The sequence below is a fragment of the Campylobacter sp. RKI_CA19_01121 genome (assembly GCF_025771295.1).
Taxonomy (GTDB): domain Bacteria; phylum Campylobacterota; class Campylobacteria; order Campylobacterales; family Campylobacteraceae; genus Campylobacter_D.
The window spans coordinates 182,264-203,184 of the sequence record NZ_JAKMQA010000001.1 but is presented as its reverse complement, the minus strand read 5'-3'; the positions used below and the strand labels follow the sequence as shown (position 1 = coordinate 203,184).

22 protein-coding genes are annotated in these 20,921 nt (G+C 29.9%); 4 read left to right on the top strand and 18 right to left on the bottom strand.

The features are described 5' to 3' along the window. Nucleotides 1–126 precede the first annotated feature (126 nt). From L8T90_RS01010 to sstT, 17 genes are all read right to left on the bottom strand, one after another. Nucleotides 127–1,917: a peptidoglycan D,D-transpeptidase FtsI family protein gene (locus L8T90_RS01010; protein WP_263736461.1), complete on the bottom strand. Its 1,791-nt coding sequence runs from the start codon at nt 1,915–1,917 to the stop codon at nt 127–129. A 3-nt stretch (nt 1,918–1,920) separates the two neighbouring features. Next, nucleotides 1,921–2,214, bottom strand: coding sequence for a flagellar hook-basal body complex protein FliE (gene fliE / locus L8T90_RS01005; protein WP_012661772.1), 294 nt, complete (start codon nt 2,212–2,214; stop codon nt 1,921–1,923). Between the two features lie 3 nt (nt 2,215–2,217). Next, nucleotides 2,218–2,712, bottom strand: coding sequence for a flagellar basal body rod protein FlgC (gene flgC, locus L8T90_RS01000; RefSeq protein WP_039618718.1), 495 nt, complete (start codon nt 2,710–2,712; stop codon nt 2,218–2,220). A 10-nt stretch (nt 2,713–2,722) separates the two neighbouring features. Continuing rightward, entirely contained in the window at nt 2,723–3,154 is a 432-nt protein-coding gene (gene flgB / locus L8T90_RS00995) for a flagellar basal body rod protein FlgB (protein ID WP_263736460.1), read from the bottom strand. Nucleotides 3,155–3,245: 91 nt separating this feature from the next. Beyond that, nucleotides 3,246–3,887, bottom strand: a complete 642-nt coding sequence (gene aat, locus L8T90_RS00990; protein ID WP_214097513.1) for a leucyl/phenylalanyl-tRNA--protein transferase — start codon at nt 3,885–3,887, stop codon at nt 3,246–3,248. Beyond that, nucleotides 3,862–5,991: an AAA family ATPase gene (locus L8T90_RS00985; RefSeq protein ID WP_263736459.1), complete on the bottom strand. Its 2,130-nt coding sequence runs from the start codon at nt 5,989–5,991 to the stop codon at nt 3,862–3,864. Before L8T90_RS00985 ends, aat begins: the two co-directional genes overlap by 26 nt. Continuing rightward, nucleotides 5,988–6,281 (bottom strand): ATP-dependent Clp protease adaptor ClpS, encoded by a 294-nt coding sequence (locus tag L8T90_RS00980; RefSeq protein WP_263706385.1) that lies wholly within the window; start codon nt 6,279–6,281, stop codon nt 5,988–5,990. Before L8T90_RS00980 ends, L8T90_RS00985 begins: the two co-directional genes overlap by 4 nt. Further along, the gene (locus L8T90_RS00975; protein ID WP_263736458.1) at nt 6,265–6,882 is read right to left on the bottom strand and encodes a thioredoxin domain-containing protein; all 618 of its coding nucleotides are present in this window, start codon (nt 6,880–6,882) and stop codon (nt 6,265–6,267) included. The genes L8T90_RS00980 and L8T90_RS00975 overlap by 17 nt, the downstream gene beginning before the upstream one ends. A gap of 12 nt (nt 6,883–6,894) precedes the next feature. Continuing rightward, a complete protein-coding gene (smpB, locus tag L8T90_RS00970; protein WP_039668585.1) occupies nt 6,895–7,350 on the bottom strand; it encodes an SsrA-binding protein SmpB in 456 nt (151 codons plus the stop codon). Continuing rightward, the gene (locus tag L8T90_RS00965; protein ID WP_263736457.1) at nt 7,350–8,105 is read right to left on the bottom strand and encodes a 4-(cytidine 5'-diphospho)-2-C-methyl-D-erythritol kinase; all 756 of its coding nucleotides are present in this window, start codon (nt 8,103–8,105) and stop codon (nt 7,350–7,352) included. Before L8T90_RS00965 ends, smpB begins: the two co-directional genes overlap by 1 nt. Further along, nucleotides 8,102–8,329: a carbon storage regulator CsrA gene (gene csrA / locus L8T90_RS00960; RefSeq protein WP_012661763.1), complete on the bottom strand. Its 228-nt coding sequence runs from the start codon at nt 8,327–8,329 to the stop codon at nt 8,102–8,104. Before csrA ends, L8T90_RS00965 begins: the two co-directional genes overlap by 4 nt. Then, the gene (gene truB / locus L8T90_RS00955) at nt 8,323–9,141 is read right to left on the bottom strand and encodes a tRNA pseudouridine(55) synthase TruB (RefSeq protein WP_263736456.1); all 819 of its coding nucleotides are present in this window, start codon (nt 9,139–9,141) and stop codon (nt 8,323–8,325) included. Before truB ends, csrA begins: the two co-directional genes overlap by 7 nt. Further along, on the bottom strand, nt 9,138–11,201 hold the full coding sequence (locus L8T90_RS00950) for an ATP-dependent helicase (RefSeq protein ID WP_263736455.1): 2,064 nt from the start codon (nt 11,199–11,201) through the stop codon (nt 9,138–9,140). The genes truB and L8T90_RS00950 overlap by 4 nt, the downstream gene beginning before the upstream one ends. Continuing rightward, nucleotides 11,198–11,644 carry a hypothetical protein gene (locus tag L8T90_RS00945; protein ID WP_263724777.1) on the bottom strand — a complete coding sequence of 149 codons (447 nt, stop codon included), beginning with the start codon at nt 11,642–11,644 and terminating at the stop codon, nt 11,198–11,200. The genes L8T90_RS00950 and L8T90_RS00945 overlap by 4 nt, the downstream gene beginning before the upstream one ends. Next, nucleotides 11,637–13,358 carry a M3 family oligoendopeptidase gene (locus L8T90_RS00940; RefSeq protein ID WP_263736454.1) on the bottom strand — a complete coding sequence of 574 codons (1,722 nt, stop codon included), beginning with the start codon at nt 13,356–13,358 and terminating at the stop codon, nt 11,637–11,639. The genes L8T90_RS00945 and L8T90_RS00940 overlap by 8 nt, the downstream gene beginning before the upstream one ends. A gap of 4 nt (nt 13,359–13,362) precedes the next feature. Next, on the bottom strand, nt 13,363–14,241 hold the full coding sequence (locus L8T90_RS00935; RefSeq protein ID WP_263736453.1) for an aspartate carbamoyltransferase catalytic subunit: 879 nt from the start codon (nt 14,239–14,241) through the stop codon (nt 13,363–13,365). Between the two features lie 9 nt (nt 14,242–14,250). Continuing rightward, on the bottom strand, nt 14,251–15,477 hold the full coding sequence (sstT, locus tag L8T90_RS00930) for a serine/threonine transporter SstT (RefSeq protein ID WP_263663098.1): 1,227 nt from the start codon (nt 15,475–15,477) through the stop codon (nt 14,251–14,253). Between the two features lie 132 nt (nt 15,478–15,609). On the opposite strand from sstT, the gene metK reads away from it, so the two are divergent. After that, the gene (metK, locus tag L8T90_RS00925) at nt 15,610–16,803 is read left to right on the top strand and encodes a methionine adenosyltransferase (RefSeq protein ID WP_263736452.1); all 1,194 of its coding nucleotides are present in this window, start codon (nt 15,610–15,612) and stop codon (nt 16,801–16,803) included. A 5-nt stretch (nt 16,804–16,808) separates the two neighbouring features. Here metK and L8T90_RS00920 read toward each other — a convergent pair whose 3' ends face one another. Continuing rightward, complete coding sequence (locus tag L8T90_RS00920) at nt 16,809–18,131, bottom strand: apolipoprotein N-acyltransferase (RefSeq protein ID WP_263736451.1); 1,323 nt, start codon at nt 18,129–18,131, stop codon at nt 16,809–16,811. Between L8T90_RS00920 and yajC the strand changes: the two genes are divergently transcribed. The 3 genes from yajC to secF are packed head-to-tail and all read left to right on the top strand — an operon-like array spanning nt 18,101 to nt 20,920. After that, nucleotides 18,101–18,376 carry a preprotein translocase subunit YajC gene (gene yajC, locus L8T90_RS00915; protein WP_012661754.1) on the top strand — a complete coding sequence of 92 codons (276 nt, stop codon included), beginning with the start codon at nt 18,101–18,103 and terminating at the stop codon, nt 18,374–18,376. The two genes, L8T90_RS00920 and yajC, sit on opposite strands and share 31 nt — an antisense overlap. Further along, the gene (gene secD / locus L8T90_RS00910; RefSeq protein ID WP_263736450.1) at nt 18,369–19,949 is read left to right on the top strand and encodes a protein translocase subunit SecD; all 1,581 of its coding nucleotides are present in this window, start codon (nt 18,369–18,371) and stop codon (nt 19,947–19,949) included. The genes yajC and secD overlap by 8 nt, the downstream gene beginning before the upstream one ends. After that, nucleotides 19,949–20,920 (top strand): protein translocase subunit SecF, encoded by a 972-nt coding sequence (gene secF, locus L8T90_RS00905; RefSeq protein ID WP_039618682.1) that lies wholly within the window; start codon nt 19,949–19,951, stop codon nt 20,918–20,920. Before secD ends, secF begins: the two co-directional genes overlap by 1 nt. Nucleotide 20,921: the final 1 nt, after the last annotated feature.

Sequence of the window (20,921 nt, the reverse complement as noted above, 5' to 3'; positions counted from 1 at the left end):
ATAGTTGCAAGATAATATTAAAACTCCTTATTAAGTAAACTCTAAAGACATTAAGCTTAAAGCTTTAGTTTATTGCTTTAATGCTTTTAAGCTTAATGTGTGTTAAGCAAGCTCTGGGGAGGGAAATTAGTTGTTTGTAACAGGCTTTAAATAACTTTCTTTTATCATAAGATTTACTGTATCTTTAAACATAGGTAAAGCACTTTGTGCAGCATAATAGCTATAAGCTTTAGTAGGATTTCTCACCAAAACCCCTATGGTGTAATTGTTTTTCTCATCATTTGCAAAGCCAAAAAATGAAGCATTGTAGCGATTTGAAGTATAGCCTTTTCTCTCAGCAATCCTAGCTGTACCTGTTTTACCACCTATGATAATGCCTTGAGTTTGTGCTTTTTTACCTGTTCCTTTTTCTATAACATTGATTAAAATTTGTTGCATTTCTTTGGCAGCTTTACTTGAGAGAATTTTTTCTTTTTTAACTTCATCATCAAGTTTTATTAAACGCCCATCTTGATAAAATTTATTTGCAATTTGCGGTGTGATATAAATTCCATCATTGTTAAATACATTATAAGCAGCTAGAAGTTGCATAAAAGTTGTTTTTAAGCCATAACCATAGCTTAATACAGATTTTTCTACTTCTCTTAATCTTTTTGGATTTGGTATTTCTCCTTTTTGTTCATAAGGAAGATCAATACCACTTCTTTCTCCAAAACGAAAAATTCTAAGCCCTGAGATGATTTCAAGATTGCTTAATCTTTGGGCGATTTTAATCATACCGACATTTGAAGAGTAGGTGATAACTTCTTCCATGCTCATTTTATCTTTTCTATGATCATCACGTATAGTAAAACGACCAAGCTTGTATTGACCACCTTGGGTGTTGATGATTTCGTTGACTTTGATTTTATCAAGCATTAAAGCAGTGGTAAATATAAAAGGCTTTATAACAGAACCTGCTTCATAGCCATATTCTATCGCACTTGCATTAAGCACAGATAGATCTTTTCCACGATTTTGCGGATCATATCTTCTTGAGCTAGCAAGGGCTAAAATTTTTCCACTTTTACTTTCCATAATTGCAACTATAATTTCATTGGCTTTTAGATCTTCATTTCTTTTATCAATAGCCTTTTCTAAGCCTTTTTGAAGTTTTAGTGAAATATTTAAGTATAAATTACATCCATCTATTTTACGCTTTTCATAAGAGTGTAAATTTAAGATAATATTGCCACCTATATCTCTTAAACCTTGGATTTTTGCATTTTGTAAAGGGCTTAAGCATTCATTGTAGTATTTTTCTAAACCTTTTATGCCGACATTTTTAAAAATTTCGCTTTTTTCATCCATATAAGTTCTTGTGTAGCCTATGATAGGAGTAAGTGAGTCTTTTGGCATATACACGCGATCTTCTTTGTGTTCTATGATATCAAGTCCTCTTGTTTCAACTCTGCCGTTGTTATTTGTAAAAGACTTAAAAAAACCTTGAGTATAAAGCTTTTTAGCTAATTCTTTTAAATAGCTTGCGTCTTTTGAGTTAATATCTTGGAGTAAAATAAAATTATAACTTCTTCTTTTTTTTGCAAGCATTCTTTTTTTGATATCTTGCATTTGCTCATCGCTTGCACCGCTATAAATTTGAAAAAGCGTTAAGAATAATTCTTTTTTATCAGGATTTAAACTTCTTAGATCAATCTCTGCTCTATAAATTTGCCTACTTGAAGTTACTGTAAAATTATCACTTGTGATGATATTACCTCTAAGAGCGGAAAAATATTGTTCTTTTTGGGTATTTGGTATATGGCGTTTTGAGGTTAGAAAAAAAGTAGAAAGTAAAAACAAGGCCATAAAAAACAGAGCCATACAAAAAGCAAAAGCTACCTTTGAAACTCTATTTCTAATGGTGTTTGAAAGCATATATTAAATTTGAGTTCTTGAAATTTCTTTATATGCGTTTATAGCCTTATTTCTAACTTCAAGCATAAATTTCATACTTGATTCAGCTTTGCTAATAGCAATTGCTGCTTGGTGTAAGTCTTTTACTTCACCTGTTGCGATGTCTACCATAGCAGCTTCAGCTGTTTCTTGAGTTTTATTAAGGTTGTTAATAGAATTTTTTAATAAGCTTGAAAATTCATCACCTATGTTATTTGTGTTGTTATTATTTTTATTGTTAACATTGTTAAATTGATTTATACCATTAATAGTGTTCATTTATTAACCTCTTAGTAAATCTATCGCACTTTGTGCTATAGTTTTAGTGCTTGTAAAAGCGCTTACATTTGCTTGGTAAGCTCTTGTTGCTTCTATTAAATCGGCCATTTCAATGACAGGGTTTATATTTGGAAAAGCAACATAGCCTTGTTCATTTGCATCTGGATGAGATGGATCAAATTTCATACGAAAATCTTTATCATCTCTTACAACCTTATCAACTACTACGCTCATTATAGCAGGTTTTGCATCTTTTTGCGAAGCTGGGTCGTTTAAAGGATTTTCATATTCTAAAAAATTATTATCTTTAGCGATTTGTTTATTTAGCAATTCATTAAAATCAGTCGCTTTAAAAATCACTTCTCTTCTTCTATACGGTCCGCCTTCTGCTGTTCTGGTAGTGTTTGCATTAGCTATATTTGAGCTAATTACATTCATTCTAAAGCGTTGAGCACTAAGTCCGTATCCGCTAATATCAAAATCACTTAAATAAGCCATTGTTTTTCTCCTAGCCTAATTTAGAGCTTGTTTCTATGATGGTTGAAAAAATATTACTTTGTCTTCTTAAAACACCATCTAAAGCAGTAATCATCATAGTATTTTTACTCATTTCAGTAGTTTCTACATCAAGATCTACTGTATTTGCGTCATTTCTTGCTAAATGTCCATCTCTTAAATAAATGGTTGATTTATTAGGATTTGGAAATTTCCAAGGTTTTTGATGATTTGCATTTGTACTTGCTAATTCAAGCTCTTTAGTATCTTTCTTTTTAAAAATTTCATTTGCTCTATTAACTAAAGCAGTTTCAAATTCTATATCTCTTGCTTTATAAAAAGGAGTATCAACATTTGCAAGGTTAGAATTAATCATTTGACTTCTTAGGTTTCTTCCTGCTAAAGCATCAACAATAAGTTCTTTTGATTTAAAAGGGCTTATCATAATTTTTCCTTAAAATAAAGCTTTTATAGACTAAAAGCAAAAATCATTCCAAAATATTTATGCAATTTTGTTTATCTATAAGTATATCTTTTTATAGTAAATTTTTGAAATTTTTAAAGCCACTTTCAAGTGAAACTTTTTTTTCTAGTGTTTTTAAAAAATCTTTTTTTGTCATTTCTTTAGCGCCCATAAATTTTAAATGCTCATTAGGCACTTGACAATCTATTAAAAAATCATATGGTTTTAAAAGCTCACAAAGTCTTATTAGAGCTACTTTTGAAGCATCTTTTTTAAGGCTTATCATGCTTTCGCCAAAAAATATTTTGCCTATGATAAGTCCATATAAACCACCGATTAAAACATCATTTTCATAAACTTCAACACTATGAGCTAAATTTTGCTCAAAAAGCTTTGTATAAACTTGTATAAATTCTTGACTTATCCAAGTTTTTTTTCTTTTTGCGCAATGGCTTATAAGAGAGTTAAAATCAAAATCAAGTCTTATTTCATAAGTTTTTAAAGCTTTTTTTATGCTTTTTTGTATGCGTACTTCATCAGGTAAAAGCACCATTCTGGGAGAAGGACACCACCAAGTAACAGGATTACTAGTCCATGGAAAAAGCCCTAGACGATAAGCATGAGGTATAAAGTCTACTTCTAGCTTTTCGCTAATAAAAACAGGCGCATCATCAGGGCTTTTTAAAAGTTTAGAATACAAATTCGATTTTTTCATTTTTGGAAAGTTTGAGTTTTAATTTACCACTATTTTTTAATTTTCCAAATAAAATCTCATCGCTTAATCTCTCTCCTAATTCTTCAGCAATAATGCGTTTTAATAATCTTACCCCAAATTCTTTATTATTGGTTTTTTTAGCAAGAAATTCTTTTACTTTTTTATCAGCTTCTATGGTGATATTATTTAAATTTTTCGCCATTAAATCTAGCTCTTTTTGGACGATTTGTTCTAAAATTTCTTGATTTAAGTCATTAAAATGAATGATTTTATCTATACGGTTGATAAACTCAGGCGCAAAAAAATCTTTTATGGCTTTATTACTTTTTTCTTTATCGCTGCTTAAAAAACCAAGCTCATTACTTTCTTTTAAGCCTAAATTGGAGGTCATAATGATAATAGTATTTTTAAAATCAGCTTTTAATCCACTATTATCCGTCAAGCTTGCATTATCAAAAATTTGCAAAAAAGTATTAGTTAAATCAGGATGAGCCTTTTCTATCTCATCAAATAAAACTACGCTAAAAGGATTTTTTCTAATACTATTACTAAGCAAGCCACCATCTTCATAGCCCACATAACCTGCTGAAGTTCCTATGAGTTTGCTCACATCATGTTTTTGTGAGTATTCACTCATGTCAAATCTTTCAAGGTTAAGGTTTAAAATTTGTGCTAAATTTTTCGCAAGTTCGGTTTTACCAACCCCGCTTGAACCGGTAAATAAAAACACACCTTTTGGGGTGTTTTTACCTTTTAATCCTGCATAGCTTTGTTTTAAGGTAGAGCATAAAGCTTTAATAGCTTCATCTTGCCCAAAGATGTTTTGTTTTAAATCATGCTCTAAGTTCTTAAGAATTTTACCTTGATCGCTTTCATAAATTTTATGAGAATGCGTCATTCTTGCTAAAGTATTTTCTAAATCTTTTATTTTTACTATTTTTTTACTTTTTTTATCTTCTAAAGCAAAGCTTGCACCAAGCTCATCGATTAAATCAATTGCACTATCGGGTAAAAATTTATCATGTAAAAATTGTTTTGCTAATTTTATACTTGTTTGTAAAATTTCATCACTGATTTTGATTTTGTGAAAATTTTCATATTTGCTTTTTAAGCCTTGTAAGATTAAAAAACATTCTTCTTCGCTTGGTTCATCTATATCAATTTTTGCAAATCTTCTACTTAGGGCTTTGTTTTTATCAAAGGTGTTTTTATATTCTATAAAAGTAGTTGCACCTATGCATTTAATGTTACCATTACTTAGTGCAGGTTTTAATAAATTTGACATATCTGCATGACTTTCATTACTTGCGCCAGTTCCTACTATGGTGTGAATTTCATCTATAAATAAAATAGCATTAGGGATATTTTCTAATTCTTTAATGATATCTTTTAATCTTTTTTCAAAATCACCTCTGTATTTTGTCCCTGAAAGCAAGCTTGCCATATCAAGACTATAAATTTTTGAGTTTTTTAAATGTTTTGGCACTTTTTCTTCAGCTATAGCTAGCGCTAGTCCATCTATAATGGCGCTTTTACCAACACCTGGCTCGCCAACTAAAATAGGATTATTTTTCTTGCGACGGCTTAGAATTTGCATCATTCTTTCAAGTTCAAATTTCCTACCTATAACAGGATCTATTTTACCTTTTTTTGCAAGCTCAACTAGCTCTATGGTATGGGTTTTTAAATTTTCAAATTCAGCATTTTGCAACAATTCTTTTATTTTTTCTTCTTCTATTAGGTGTTTTTTTAAAATATTATAAGAATAAGCTTTTTCTTCTTTGCAAAGTGCGATGATAAAATCAATCACACTTGTTTGATTTTTTGCATTTAACTTGTGTAATATATTTTCCAAGATTACAGAAAAAATAGGTTCTATTTCTTTTTTTAGAATTTCGTTATTTTTAGCTAAGTAGTTTTTTAACTCATTTTCAAAGCCTTGTAAATCACCATCTCCGATTTCTTCAAGTAGATTTTTAAAATCATTACTAAGCTTAACTAAAGCAAAAAGCAAATGCTCGCAAGTGATAAATTCATGATGATTGATAAAGCTTAAATGTCTTGCATTTGGTATAAATGAGTCAATTAATTCTTTATATTTCATTGTTCTTCTATCCTTGTTTGGAGTGGAAAATCATTGTTTTTTGCTGCCAAGTCAACTTGCTGTTTTTTGCTAAGTGCAATTTCTTCTGTGTATATACCACAAACTCCACTTCCTTGATGATGAATTTCAAGCATAATTGCACTTGCCTTTTCAAAATCATGATGAAAAATATTCATTAAAATTTCAATTACAAAATCCATAGTGGTAACATCATCATTTAAAAGCAAAACCTTAAACATTTTAGGTTCTGCTAGTTTTTGTTGCTCTAAAATTTCACTTTTTAGACCCATTTAATATCCTATTAATATCTTCTTGCATAATCTCAGTAGAAACTTTCCCAAGATAATATTTCACATAATTTTTTGAGTCTTTATTCCAAAAGTCTGTTAAATCTTGATAAATACCATCTTTTAAAACCACTTTAAAAGGAAGTTGTTCCATACTTTGATAGTTGATATCTTTTAAAGCTTGTGCGACAATTCTATCATTTTCTTTAGAATTGCTTAAAAAATAATACGCTCCATATTTAATAGCAAAATCTTTTACAGTTTGATCGCTTACATTTTCAAAATGACTAAGCCCCATGATGATAAAATTATCTGTATTTTTTTGCCACAAGCTTGTTAGATGGGTAGCTTCTTCTTGGCAAGGTGTGCAAAAGGTTCCAAAAAAATCGAACATTAAAATTTTATTCTCTTCGCCCTTTACCACAAAACCATTTTGTGTTCTTACTAAGGTTTTTTCACCTCCATTGACACTTTTTAAAAGAATTTCATCGCCCATTTTATACTCAGCAAACGCAAATTCATTTTCAATTTTTTCTTCACTTGAGCAAGCATTTATTAAAAATGCAAAAGCAAATGTAAAAAATAAATAAGCAATTTTTTTCATCAAAATCCTTTTTTAATAATGATTTTTCATAGCAGCTCTCGCCTCAAGATCTGCTTGTTTTTTCTTTAAACTTTCTCTTTTATCGTGTAAGTTTTTTCCTTTAGCTAAGGCTATTAAGACTTTTGCTTTATTTTTTTCATTAAAATAAAGTTCTAATGGAACTATAGTAAAGCCTTGGGTGCTAATTTTACCAAAAAGCCTATCGATTTGCTTTTTATGCATTAAAAGTTTTCGCGCGCCTTTTTCATCATGCTTATAAAAAGAATGTGTAGTACTAAGATGAGAAATATGAGCATTAAGTAAGAAAATTTCACCTTTGATAATACGCACAAAAGAATCTTTTAAATTTGCTCTACTAGCTCTTAATGCTACTACCTCAGAGCCTTTTAAAACAATACCTGCTTCAAATTTTTCCAAAATTTCATAATCAAAAAAAGCTTTTTTGTTTTTTACTATAGTTTTTTTCATCATTTAGCCTTAAAAACTCCACTTCCACTTCCACTTAAAAAATAAGCTTCATTAAGAAAAGTTTGCATTTTAGGATAAATTTTTACACAAGGAGCAAATAAGTCATTTAAATCAGTATTTTTATACTCTAAAATTTCGCTTGTTTTGAGTGTTTTAAGTGTTTTGGACAAATTTAAATTTGCTGTTAAATCATATGAGCTTTCATCAAATGCTTTATATACTTTTGCACTTGAGCATTCAATAGCAGGAAAAGTAAAATCAAGTTGAGTAAAATCATCTTCAAAATATTCTACAATCTCGCCACACCCGCTAACATTTGCACTATCATATCCACTTAAAAAAAAGATTAAATCAGAGCCAAGTTTCTGGCAGATTTGTTTAAGTTGTTGTTGGTTAAGTTTTAAATTTAAAGCTTCGTTGATCATAAGCAAAAATGTAACCGCATCGGTGCTACTTCCACCAAGGCCTCCGCTTATGGGAATGTTTTTGATAAGCTTTAAGCTTTTGTCTTTAAAAAATTCATTTAATTCATTAGAAAATCCTAAATTTTCTAATTCTTTATAAGCTTTGTGTATGATGGTATCTTGGGTAAAATTTCCAGTGATTTCAAATCCTTCTTTTGTTTTTTCATCACTAAAGCTTAATTCATCAAAAATATCTTTTAGTAAAATAAAGCGTGATTGTAATAAATGATAAGTTCTTGAGTCAATTCCTATGATTTTTAAAAAAATATTAGCTTTTGCGTAAGCTTTCATTTTTTAAGCTTTTTACTCAGATCATCAAGTTTTATCGTTTCATCACTAATTGCATGTAAATTTTCACTTTTTACTTGCTCGATAAGCTCTTTGCGTAGTATCATTAAAGACTTTGGAGCTTCGATGCCTATTTTGGCATAGCCTTTGCCTGTTTGAACTACTTTGATTTCTATATCATCTCCGATTTTTATACTTTCATTTTCTTTTCTTGATAAAATTAACATTTTAATACCTTATTTAAATAATATTGCACTTGATTATCTTGGATAGAAATGATAGAAAAAAAATCTTTTTCTTCTAAAATATAGCTACCTTCTTCTTGAATTTCCAAATCGTCCAAAAATATTTTTTGTCCATTGTGTAATTTTTGGGGGTATTTTATCGTATTTTTTCTAAGATTTAAATAAGCTAAAGGATTTAACTCTTTTTCATTTTCATAAAAAAACCTTCCTTCAATTAAACGCTCTAATGAGCTTAGCGTGGCTTTAATACCAAGTTTTCTAGCAAATAATTCACAATAAGAGCGTATATAAGAACCCTCACTAACTGCTATTTCTATGGTTAAAAAGGGGTGGTTATAGTGTAAAATTTTAGTATAAAAAATTTCCATAACGCAAGGTTTTAAATTGACTTCAAAACCTCTTTTTGCAAGCTCATAAGAGCGCACTCCATCTATTTTTTTTGCACAAAATGCGGGTGGGGTGTAGGTGATTTTACCTAAAAGTTCATTTTTAATTTGTTCTAAAACTTTCTCTTCAAAAGCATTTATAAGATTGATTTCTTTGATATTTTGATTATCAAGGCTTAGTGAATGCACGCCTAGCCAAAGTGTTGCTTTATAAACTTTTGGATTTTTATCAAAAAAGCGAAAAAGTTTTGTGTATTGATCAAAGGCTATGAGTAAAACACCTTTTGCAAAAGGATCAAGTGTTCCTGAAAAACCTGCTTTTTTGTTTTTATATTTTTTCTTGAGTTTACCTAAAAAAGCATTAGAACTCATTCCACTTGGTTTGTAAGCTACAAAAAGTTTATTCATATCACTTTTTCCACAAAACTTGACATTATCATTCTTTCTATGCCTCCAAAATTAATCGTGAGTTTTTCTTCAGCTCCTATTTTATTTACCTCAGTGACTCTACCTATGCCAAAAATTTTATGTTTGATTAAATCGCCTTTTTTATAGCAATTTTTTTGATGATCTAGTGTTAATTCTTTTTTGATTACATTGCTCTCGCCAAAAAATCTACTTTTTTCTAATCTTGTGCGACTTCCTTTATAAAATCTAGAATTAGCATAGCTTAGATAAAGTTTTTTCTTGGCTCTAGTGATTGCTACATAAGCAAGTCTTCTTTCTTCTTCTATATTGCTGGATTCGCTAGTGAGTGGAAAAAATCCTTCTTCTAAGCCTATGATAAAAACATAATCAAACTCAAGTCCTTTGCTTGCATGAATACTCATAATACAAATACTTTCTTTATCAAGTCCATCTTGCTCATTAAGTAAAGAAATTTCATTTAAAATATCATCTAAGCCATTATAATTTCCATGAGTGATTTTATCTTTTAAGTTAGCATAAAGTTCATCTATGTTTAAAAGTTTATCTTCACCTTCTGGGTTATCTTTATAAAATTCTTTGATTTTAAATTCTTCTTCTAAGGCTAAAATCATTGCAAGTAAATCATCTTTTTCTTTGATTTTGTGTATGCTTAGTATGAATTTTTCTAATTCTTTGTCTGTTTTTTTGCTAAAAAATCCACTTCCTTGCAAAGCACATAGGCTTTCAAATAAAGACAAATGATTTTCTTTAGCATAATTTTCTAGCTTTTCTAAACTTGCATTACCAAAATTTCTTTTAGGACGGTTGATAATACGTTTAAAAGAATAATCATCATTTAAATTTGAAAGCAATCTTAAATAAGAAATAATATCTTTAATTTCAGCTCTTTCATAAAAACGAATTCCACTTAGCAATTTAAAAGGAATTTTTTCTTTACTAAAAGCTTCTTCAAGAGCGCGAGATAGGGCATTTACTCTATAAAGTATGGCTATTTCACTAGGATTAATCCCTGAGTTTAAAAGTTTTGAAACTTCTCTTGCAACCTTAAAGCTTTCAATTTTCTCATCATCATTTTGTAAAATTGTGATTTCTTCACCTTCATCTTTGGTGCAAATTAAAGTTTTTCCTAGTCTTTTTCTATTATGCTCTATAAGCTCATTTGCAGCTTGTAAAATAGCGCTAGTTGAGCGGTAGTTTTGCTCTAGTTTGACTAATTTTACATTATTAAATTGCTCTTTGAAATTTAAGATATTTTCTATTTTAGCCCCACGCCAACCATAAATACTTTGATCATCATCGCCCACCACGCAAATATTTTCATGAGACGTGCAAAGTTTTTTTAGAATTTGATATTGCAAGGCATTGGTATCTTGATACTCATCTACTGTTATATAAGTATATTTTTGACTTTGCTCTTTTGCAAATTGTTCATCTTCTAAAATTTTATTAGTTAGCATGAGTAAATCATCAAAATCCATAAAATTATTTTGGATTAAAAAATGCTCATATTGTTCATATAAATGAATGATTTCTTCGTAATTTTTGTTTTTTTCATCTTTTAAAAATTCTAATTCTTTGCGTATTTCTTGAGCGCTTTTACTTTGATTTTTAAAATTTGAAATATAAGCACCTATGCTTGCTAAAGAGCTTTGCAAATTTTCGCTAGCTAAATCTTTTAGTATTTTCTTTTTATCATCTGTATCAATAATGACAAAATTATTTGCTCTATTAATTCTTTCGCTATAAAGTCTTAAAAATAATAAGCCAAATTTATGAAAAGTACATAAAAGGGGATTGTGTAAATTTTGATCTTGTAAAAGTGCTAAGGCTCTTGTTTTCATTACATTAGCAGCTTTATTTGTAAAGGTTAGTGTGAGGGTATTTTGCGCAGGAATGCCTACATGATCAATCAAATAAGCAAGTCTAGTGGTAATGGTTTTAGTCTTTCCGCTACCTGCACCTGCTAGTATCAGCATAGCTCCATCAATATGCATGATAGCTTCTTTTTGGCTATCATTTAAACCTTCAAAAAAACTCATTTTTTAAATAAATCTTTATTGTTGGGATTATTTAAAAAAGCATTCATGGATTTTTCTTTTAATTTTTGATCATTTTGCTTTTTGAAATAGTTTGAAAAATTAACAAAAATGATATTATCTTCAACTTGAATTTGAGTAATTGCCCCTAAATCCACTTTCACAAAGGTTGCAAAATCATCAGGTCCAAAACCTGCATGAAATTCTATATGTTCATTTGTTAAAACTATGGATTTAAAAGTATAGCCACCAAGAGCAAAAAGACAATAAGGATTTTTACTCACTACATCTAATTCTGGTGGCAAAGGAGGTTCGAGTGTAACAAATTTAGTATTTACAATGATATTAAACTCAATATTCTCTTGAGTTAAAATTTGCAAACATTCATAAATGCTTTTTTGCATTAAACTTATAAAATTTTTATTATTTAAAATTTTATCAATCATTGCTTAGCCTTAAAAATTCATCTACTAGTATTCTAACTTGCTCTAAGCCTATATTCCAAAACTCATCACTTTCTATATCAAAGCCAAACATAGCTACAAGTTCTTTTGGACTTTTACTTCCCCCGCTACTTAAAAACTCAATATAAATTGAAGTAAAATCAGGACATTTACCACTTTTATATAGACCATAAAGTGCTAAAACTAAAAGTTGTGCATAAGCATAAGCATAGCAGTAAAATGGAGAGTGTATAAAATGCGGTATATAAGAATACCAAAGGCCATAATTTTTGGTTAAAACTACGCTATCTTGAAACATTTTTCTTGATTCTTCAAGCCAAATTTCACTTAGTTCTTGAGCGCTTAACTCTTCTTTTTTAGCATGAAATCTGCGTTCAAAAGTAGTAAAATTAATCTGTCTATAAAGAGTAGCAAAAATATCTTCTATTTTTGCTGCATATAAAGATAAAAGCTCTTCTTTGTCTAAATTTTCTTTAATATAATCAAAAATCAACATTTCTGCAAACACTGAAGCAGTTTCTGCTGTAGTTAGTGGTGTATCTTGATTTAAAAAACTTACTTTATAAGAAAGTTTTTGATGTATAGTGTGACCTAGCTCATGTGCTAGGGTGAAAAGATCACGTCTTTGGTTGGTATAGTTTAAAAGTATGAAAGGATGGCTTAGTGGTGTACTTGAGTGAGAAAAAGCACCGCTTTGTTTAAATTCTTTAGGATAGACATCAATCCAATTATTCTCAAAAGCTTCTTTTGCTATGGTGTAAAAATCTTTAGAAAATTTTTCAAAGGCTTTTAAAACTATATCCTTTCCCTGATCAAAATCAACTTGCATTTCCTTTCCAATAGGCGCATATCGATCATAATCTTTTAGCTTTTTATATCCTAGAATTTTTTTCTTTGCGTTGTAAAATTTAGAAACAACATCAAAACTATTCTCACTAGCACTAATAAGTGCATCAACACTTTTTTTAGAAATTTGATTTCTTATATGTCTTGGGGTTTCTGGACTTTCATAAGATCTTAACTCACAAATACTAGCAAGTTCGCTTTTAATCATATTGAAAATATATACTAAAAGTTTGTTTTGTTTTTTTAAGGTTTTACTAAAGCATTTTGAAGCTTTTTTTCTAATGCTTCTATCTTTATCATAAAGCTTGCTTAGAATTTCTTCTTCGCTTAATTTTTGCCCTTCAAAATTAAATTTTAAAGCACTAAAGGTTTCATCAAATAATCTTGCAAATGCATCTGAGCCTGTACTTGATAGAGCCAGGATAATTCTTTCTTCTTTTTTAGAAAGATTGTGTTTTTTGTGTTTGATAAGATTGTTTAAATAAAACTCATAATCTTTGCAAAATGTGATGAAAGTTTTGCTTTTTTCTTCTTTTAATTCGCAAAATTCAAGTTCAAAAAATAAAAGATTTTCTTCTATTTTTTTACTTAAATTTTCATATTTTGCATAAAAAGCACCTTTTGTGGTATTTTGAGCAAAATTTAAATACACATAGGTTAGTATGTGAGAAAGTTTTAAGATTAATTCTTCATAATTTTTTAAAGCCTGTAAGAATTGCTCATTGCTTAAACTATGAAGATTATTTTCATATTGTTTTTTAAATTCACAAGCTTCATCTTGGGTTTTTTGTAAAAAAAGATTTAATTCTTGCTCATCTTTAAATAATGTACTTAAGTTCCAATTTTGCATGATTTTAGCTTTCTAAAATGAGTTTTTTTAATACAGCCATTCTAATGGCAACACCATTTTTAACTTGAGTTAAAACCTTACATCTTTTATCAGCCATTACTTCATCGCTAATATCGATATTTCTATGTACAGGACCAGGATGTAGGATAATGAGATTTTTATCTTTTATTAAGTCTTTGCTAATGCAAAAATCATTTGCATAATCTTTAAGCGATGCATAGGTTGGAATATTGTGTCTTTCAGTTTGTGTTCTAAGACTCATGATAATATCTACATCATCAATGATTTCTTTTAATTTATTTGTTTTTTTAATAGGATAATTAGGCATAAAATGAGGTGGGGCTACTAGGGCGATATCAATACCAAAACGAGGCAATAATTCTAAATTTGAAGCAGCAACGCGTGAGTTTTTAATATCTCCTACTATGGCTATTTTTTTACCTTTTACATTATAATCAAAATGTTCCATTATAGTAAAAAGATCAAGTAAGGCTTGGGTAGGATGAGCATGTTTGCCATCGCCTCCATTAACTATAGGACAATGAGTATAATTTGCTAAAGTATGAGGCACACCTGAGTTTTTGTGTCTAACTACAATAGCACTTGGTGCCATTGCATCTAAATTCGCAGCAGTATCAAAAAGTGTTTCACCTTTACTTGAGCTACTTCTTGAAACATCTAATTTTAAAACTTTAGCACCCAGTCTTCTTGCAGCTGTTTCAAAGCTTGATTGAGTGCGTGTTGAATTTTCAAAGAAAATTGTTGTGACACTTTTTCCTTCTAAAAATGTACGCGGTTTTTCATCTAAAAATTCTTTTGCTTCTTTAAATAAAGCCAAGATTTCATCATTGCTAAAATCTTTTGTAGTAATTAAATGCCTCATAAGTCCTCCTTAAATTTTTAAATTAAGCTCATTATCTGAACAAATGGCACTAAATAAAACATCTGTTGAACTATTTAAAGCTGTTTCAACGCTATCTTGAATAACCCCTATGATAAAACCAACCGCAACTACTTGCATAGCTATGTCATAATCAATATTAAATAAAGAACAAGCAAGTGGTATAAGTAAGAGTGAACCTCCAGCAACCCCGCTAGCTCCACAAGCTGCAAATGCGGCTAAAACACTCAAAAGCATAGCTTGTAAAAAATTTATTTCAATGCCTACTGTGTGAGCTGCTGCAAGACTTAATATAGCAATGGTTACAGCTGCTCCTGCCATATTAATCGTAGCGCCTAGTGGAATAGAAATACTATATAAATTATTATTGATATTTAATTTAGAGCAAAGTGCCATATTTACAGGGATGTTTGCTGCAGAACTTCTTGTAAAAAATGCAAAAACAGCACTATGTTTTAAGCAAATAAAAATCAAAGGATAAGGATTTTTCTTCGTATAAGCAAAAACAATTAAAGCATTAATCACAAAGGCTACAAAAAACATGGTTAAAACTAAAATGATTAATAATTTAACATAACTTAAAAGTCCTGCTGCTCCTGTTTGAGCAACTGAATTTGCTACAAGTCCAAAAATTCCAAAAGGAGCAAGCTTGACTATAAATTTAACAATTTTTAATACACCTTCGTTGATATCAGTAAAAAGTTGTTTTGCGTCATTTGAACAATGCCTTAGAGCAAAACCCCCACCTATAGCCCAAGCTAATATACTTAAATAATTTCCTGAAGATAAAGCGTGGATAGGATTATCTACGATTTGAAAAAGTAAGGTTTTAAATACTTCGCCTATATGTGCAGGGCTTGTAGTAGAAGCTTTTTCAATATCGGTTAATACTAATTCTACGGGAAAGACAAAGCTTATACTAACCGCGCTTAAAGAAGCTAAAAAAGTTCCAAATATATATAAGAAAATGATATGTTTTATTTTTTCACTTCCATGATTAAATTCTTTTGTGCAAATGGTTGTTAAAATTAAAATAAAAACTAAAATCGGTGCTATAGCTTTTAAAGCTCCTGTAAATAAAGTACCAAAAATATTTGCAAAAATGGCTAAATCTTTAGAAAGTACACCTATTAAAATTCCTAAAACAATACCTATGCAAATTTGTAAAATAAGATTTCCATCTTTATAGCGTTTGATTGCACAAGAGAATAAACTCATTTTTTACCTTTTTTGTAGTGATAAATTTTTAATTTATTCTAACAAAGTAAAGCTTAAATAAGCTTTTTGATTTTTAAGCTAGCTTGTGTTAAAATAAGGCTAGAATTTTTTATGATAAGGAATATTAAAAATATGTATTTATTTACTTCTGAAGTTGTTAGTGCAGGACATCCTGATAAATGTGCTGATATTATAGCTGATTCTATAGTGGATGCTTTTTTAACTCACGATAAAGATTCAAGGGTTGCTAGTGAGGTTTTTGTAGCAGGAAATAAAGTAGTAATTGGTGGTGAAATTAAATCAAAACATAAACTAGAAAAACAAGATTATGAAAATATTGTAAAAAAAGCTCTAGCAGATATTGGTTATGATGGGCATCCACATTTTAGCAAAAAACAATGTTTACATCCTGATGATTTAGATGTAATGGTATTTTTAAATGAACAAAGTCCTGATATCAATCAAGGTGTTGATCAAGAAGATGGAGAAATTGGAGCGGGTGATCAAGGGATAATGTTTGGTTTTGCAAGTAATGAAGCAAAAGAATATATGCCAGCAGCTATTTCTTATGCTAGAATGCTTTGTGATAAAGTATATGAGTTTGCAAAAAACAATCCTGATAAACTTGGAGTGGATATTAAAACTCAAGTGACAATTGATTATGTAAATAAAGAAAATTTTGAAAATTGTAAACCTCAAAGCATCCATACTATTGTAGTTTCAGCTCCTTGTGTTGAAAGTATGAAAATAGAAGATCTAAGAGCTTTGGTGATGGATTTGATTTTAGATTCAAATTTACCAAAAGAGCTTTTTTGCCCAGAAAAAACAAGAATTTTAATCAACCCAACGGGAAAATATGTAAATCACAGCTCGTTGCATGATAGTGGTTTAACAGGAAGAAAACTTATAGTAGATAGCTTTGGTGGCTATGCTCCAATAGGCGGAGGAGCGCAATCTTCTAAAGATTATACTAAGGTTGATAGAAGTGGGCTTTATGCAGCAAGATGGCTTGCTAAAAATATCGTAGCCGCAGGTCTTGCTAAAAAATGCATAGTGCAGCTTTCTTATGCTATAGGTGTAGCTAAACCAACTTCTGTTAGTGTGGATTGTATGGGAACAAACACAAGATTAAATGATGATATTTTAAGTGATTTTGTGATGAAAACTTTCCCATTAACTCCAAATTGGATTAAAAATAAATTCAATCTTGATAAACCAAGTAAAGATACTTTCATGTATGCTGATGTAGCTGCTCGTGGTCAAGTAGGTCAGGCTGATTATCCTTGGGAAAAATTGGACGCTCTTGATGAATTTAAAGCAAAATGAAGCTTTTAAGCTTCATTTTGCTTTAAAAGTTTTTCTTTTATCTTTAAAATCAATATCTCTTTTGACTTAATTACAGCATTTTCTTTTCCATTAACTGCATGATATATGCTTACATTATAATTGTTTGCATAAAAACGCATTAGAAAATTTTGTAATTTATACTCACTTGAAAAATTAAACCAAGCATTGTTTGAAATAGCGATGATGATTTTTGAGTGTTTATAAAGTTTTTCTTTTGTAGCTTCAAAGCAGATAGCATTAGTGATGAGTTGATTATTTAGAGTGTATTGATTTAATTCCTTTCCTTTTGAAAATTCATCAATATTTAAAAGATATTTTTTAAAAAAGTTTTTAAATATAGGAATTTCTTCTCCAAAAGGTACAAGATAGTGTTTGTTAAAAACTTGTATGTTGCCATTGTCAAATACATAAGTGCTATTGTATAGATGATTAGGTGTGGTACTTATAGCACCTGTGATGATGATGATTTGTTTTGATAAATCTTTTAAAGCTTGTAAATAACTTGGAGCTTTATTTAAAGCAAAGGCAAAAGCTGTTTCAGGAAAAATAATTGCTTCTTTGCCTTCTTTTATGGCCTGATTGATTTGATAAAATATATCTTTAGAATGAGTTTGTAAATTTTCTTGTATGAATTTTTGATCTTGGGAGATATTAGTTTGAATTAATTTATAGTCTAAATTTAGTGTTTGTGGTTGTTTTTGATTATATTGAGCTCCGATTAGAATAAGGATTAAAATGATTGCTATTTTATAATATCTTGAAATGTATTTTTCATAATAAAAATAAGCAATCAAAAACATAGCTATAATGCCTTGATAACTTGCATCAAAGATTCCATATACACTTAAAACACCCCAATTTAGCCAATCAAATCCAAAAGGATGAACAAAACTAAGTAAAAAAATTCCACAAAGCCTTAAAAAATCATATTTAAGAAAAAAACATACTAAAAATAATAATCCATAAATTAATCCGATTAAGATAATTTCTAAAGGAATTAAATAAGCTAAATCAAAATAAATTGATGATAAAGCTATCCACCAAAACCATAAAATTCCTACAAAAAATCCGGTATAAAAATATCCTATTTTACTTTTATTTCTTAGCAATAAAATCAAACCATATATACTTAAAAATGGTGAAATAAATTCAAAAAGTAAATTTTCAAAAAAAGAAAAATAAATAAAATTTGACAATAAAAGTGCAGAAAAAAAGGCTTTTATTATTTTAAAAGTGGTAGAATTAGAATTTATGAACTTTAAAAAAAGGGGAAGAAATGGCAGAAAACGGAAATATTTGGACTTCATTGTTGCCTCTCATTGTGCTTTTTGCGATTTTTTATTTTTTGGTTATCAGACCACAGCAAAAACAAGCAAAAGACCACAAATTAATGGTTTTATCTTTAGAAAAAGGAGATAAAATCATCACAAATGGTGGGATAATTTGCGAGGTGGTAAAACCAGAAGAGGATTTTATCAAAGTTAAGCTTAATGATGAAAATGTAGTTGTAAAAATTTCTAGAGATTTCATAGCAAAGAAAATTGATGCGTAGTGGAAAAATTACTTATAGAAGTATCATTTTCTTTGTAGTTTTTCTTATAGGATTAATTTTTTCCATACCTTCTTTTATGCAAACCCAAAGTGGTGCTAAGATCAACCTAGGACTTGATTTGCAAGGTGGTTTGCATATGTTATTAGGTGTAGAAGTAGAAGAGGCGGTTAAATCAAAGGTTAAATCTATAGCCTCTTCTCTTAGTTATTCTATCAATAAAGAAGATATTATTGTTGATAAAATCAAAGTAAATGATACTAGTATTGAATTTAGTTTATTAGATGAAAATGATGTAGCTAAGGTTGATTTGTTATTAAAAGACATTAAAGGCTTGGCTATTACACATGAAAATTTACACTACACACTTTCTTTAACCCAAGAAGAAATTAAATTAACTCATGAACAAGCTATTTTACAAGCTGTAGAAACCATTAGAAACAGACTTGATCAATTTGGCCTTGCAGAACCAAATGTAGCAAGATCAGGTGAGGATAAAATTTTAGTCGAGCTTCCGGGTATTAAAACTGCTGCAGATGAGGCTAGAGCTAGAGAGCTTATCGCAAAAGCTGCGCATTTACAATTAATGGAAGTAGATGATGTTAGAATGGATCAGGTAAATAATCTTACCCCAGCTCAAGCTGCTGAATATGGAGACTTGATTTTTGAAGATGCAAAAAACCCTCAAATTAAATATCTAGTAAAATCTATACCTATTCTTGATGGTTCTATGCTAACAGATGCAAAAGTAGGTTTTGCGCAAAGTAATAATCTTCCTGTGATTAATTTTACTTTAAATTCAGAAGGTGCGAAAAAATTTGGAGACTACACAGGAAATAATGTAGGCAAACGCTTAGCTATAGTTTTGGATAATAAAGTATATTCAGCTCCAAGAATTAATGAAAGAATAGGCGGGGGTAGTGGCCAAATTAGTGGTAGCTTTACTGTAGAAGAAGCTCATGATGTGGCCATTGCTTTAAGAAGTGGGGCACTTTTAGCACCGGTTAAAATGCTTGAAAAAAGAAGCGTTGGACCATCTTTGGGTGCTGATAGTATTAAAATGAGTATGATAGCTCTAGCAGGTGCTTCTATATTAGTTATTGCATTTATGGTGATGTATTATGGTATAGCAGGAATTTTTGCTAATATTGCTTTGGTAGCAAATATTTTAGTGATTATTGCTGTAATGGCTATGTTTGGAGCAACCTTAACTTTGCCTGGTATGGCAGGACTTGTACTGACTGTGGGTATGGCAGTAGATTCTAATGTTATTATTAATGAAAGAATTAGAGAATTATTGCGAGAAGGTGCTGGCATAAGGCAAAGTGTTGAAAATGGTTATAAGCATGCAATGAGTGCGATTTTAGATTCTAATATTACTTCACTTATTACTTCAGTAGTGCTTTATGCTTATGGAACAGGTGCGGTAAAAGGTTTTGCGGTGACTTTGAGTATTGGGATTTTAGTTTCGATGATTACTTCTATTGTTGGAACTCATGGTATGTTTGAAATGTTTATGAACCGTATGGAAAAAAGCAATAACACAAGATTATGGTTTGGATATAGGAGACCTTAATGCAATTTTTTAGTCAAAAACATGTTTATGATTTTATGAGAATGAGATTTGCAGCCATCTCTTTGTCTTTTATTTTATTTTTTGGTTCTATTTTTATCCTTTTTACTAAGGGTTTGAATTTTGGTATTGATTTTACCGGTGGAACTTTAGTGCAACTTCAATACGAGCAAAAAGCTCCTTTGGCTGAAATTCGCAAAGCTTTAGCTATCAATGAAAATTTAAAAGGTGCTAGTGTTACTGAATTTGGTAGTGCTAATGAAGTGATTATTCGTTTTTCAGGAAGTAGCGATAGTTTAGGAAGTGATATTGGAGTAAGTATTGCAAATTTATTAAAAGATACAGGTAAATTTGAAGTGCGCCGCGTGGATGTAGTAGGTCCAAAAGTAGGAGATGAACTGCGCAATAAAGGTCTTATGGCGGTTGGAATTTCTTTGATTGCTATTTTGATTTATTTGGCAGTAAGATTTGAATGGCGTTTTGCTATGGCTTCTATTGTGTGCGAAATTCATGATATAGTCATTACTTTAGGTGCTATTGCGTTATTTGAAATAGATGTAAATTTAGATATTTTGGCGGCTGTTTTAACCGTGCTTGGATATTCTTTAAATGATACGATTATTATTTTTGATAGGATTAGAGAAGGTGTTAAAACAAGTAAAAATTCAAAACTTGATTTAATTATTAATGAATCAGTTTCAGCTACTTTATCAAGAACTACTTTAACAACGGGATTAACTTTAATTACTGTTGTAGTGCTTTATTTCTTTGGTGGATCTATGATAGAAGGTTTTGCTCTAACTATGATAGTGGGTATTGTAGCAGGTACTGCGAGTTCTATATTTGTAGCAAGTCCAGCACTTTTATGGTTTAAATTCAGCGTTGCACAGTATCGCCAAAAAGAATTAGAAAAAGTAAAGAAAAAACAAGAAAAAGAAAAATTAAGAGCAATGTATGAAAAAGGAACGGTGTAAA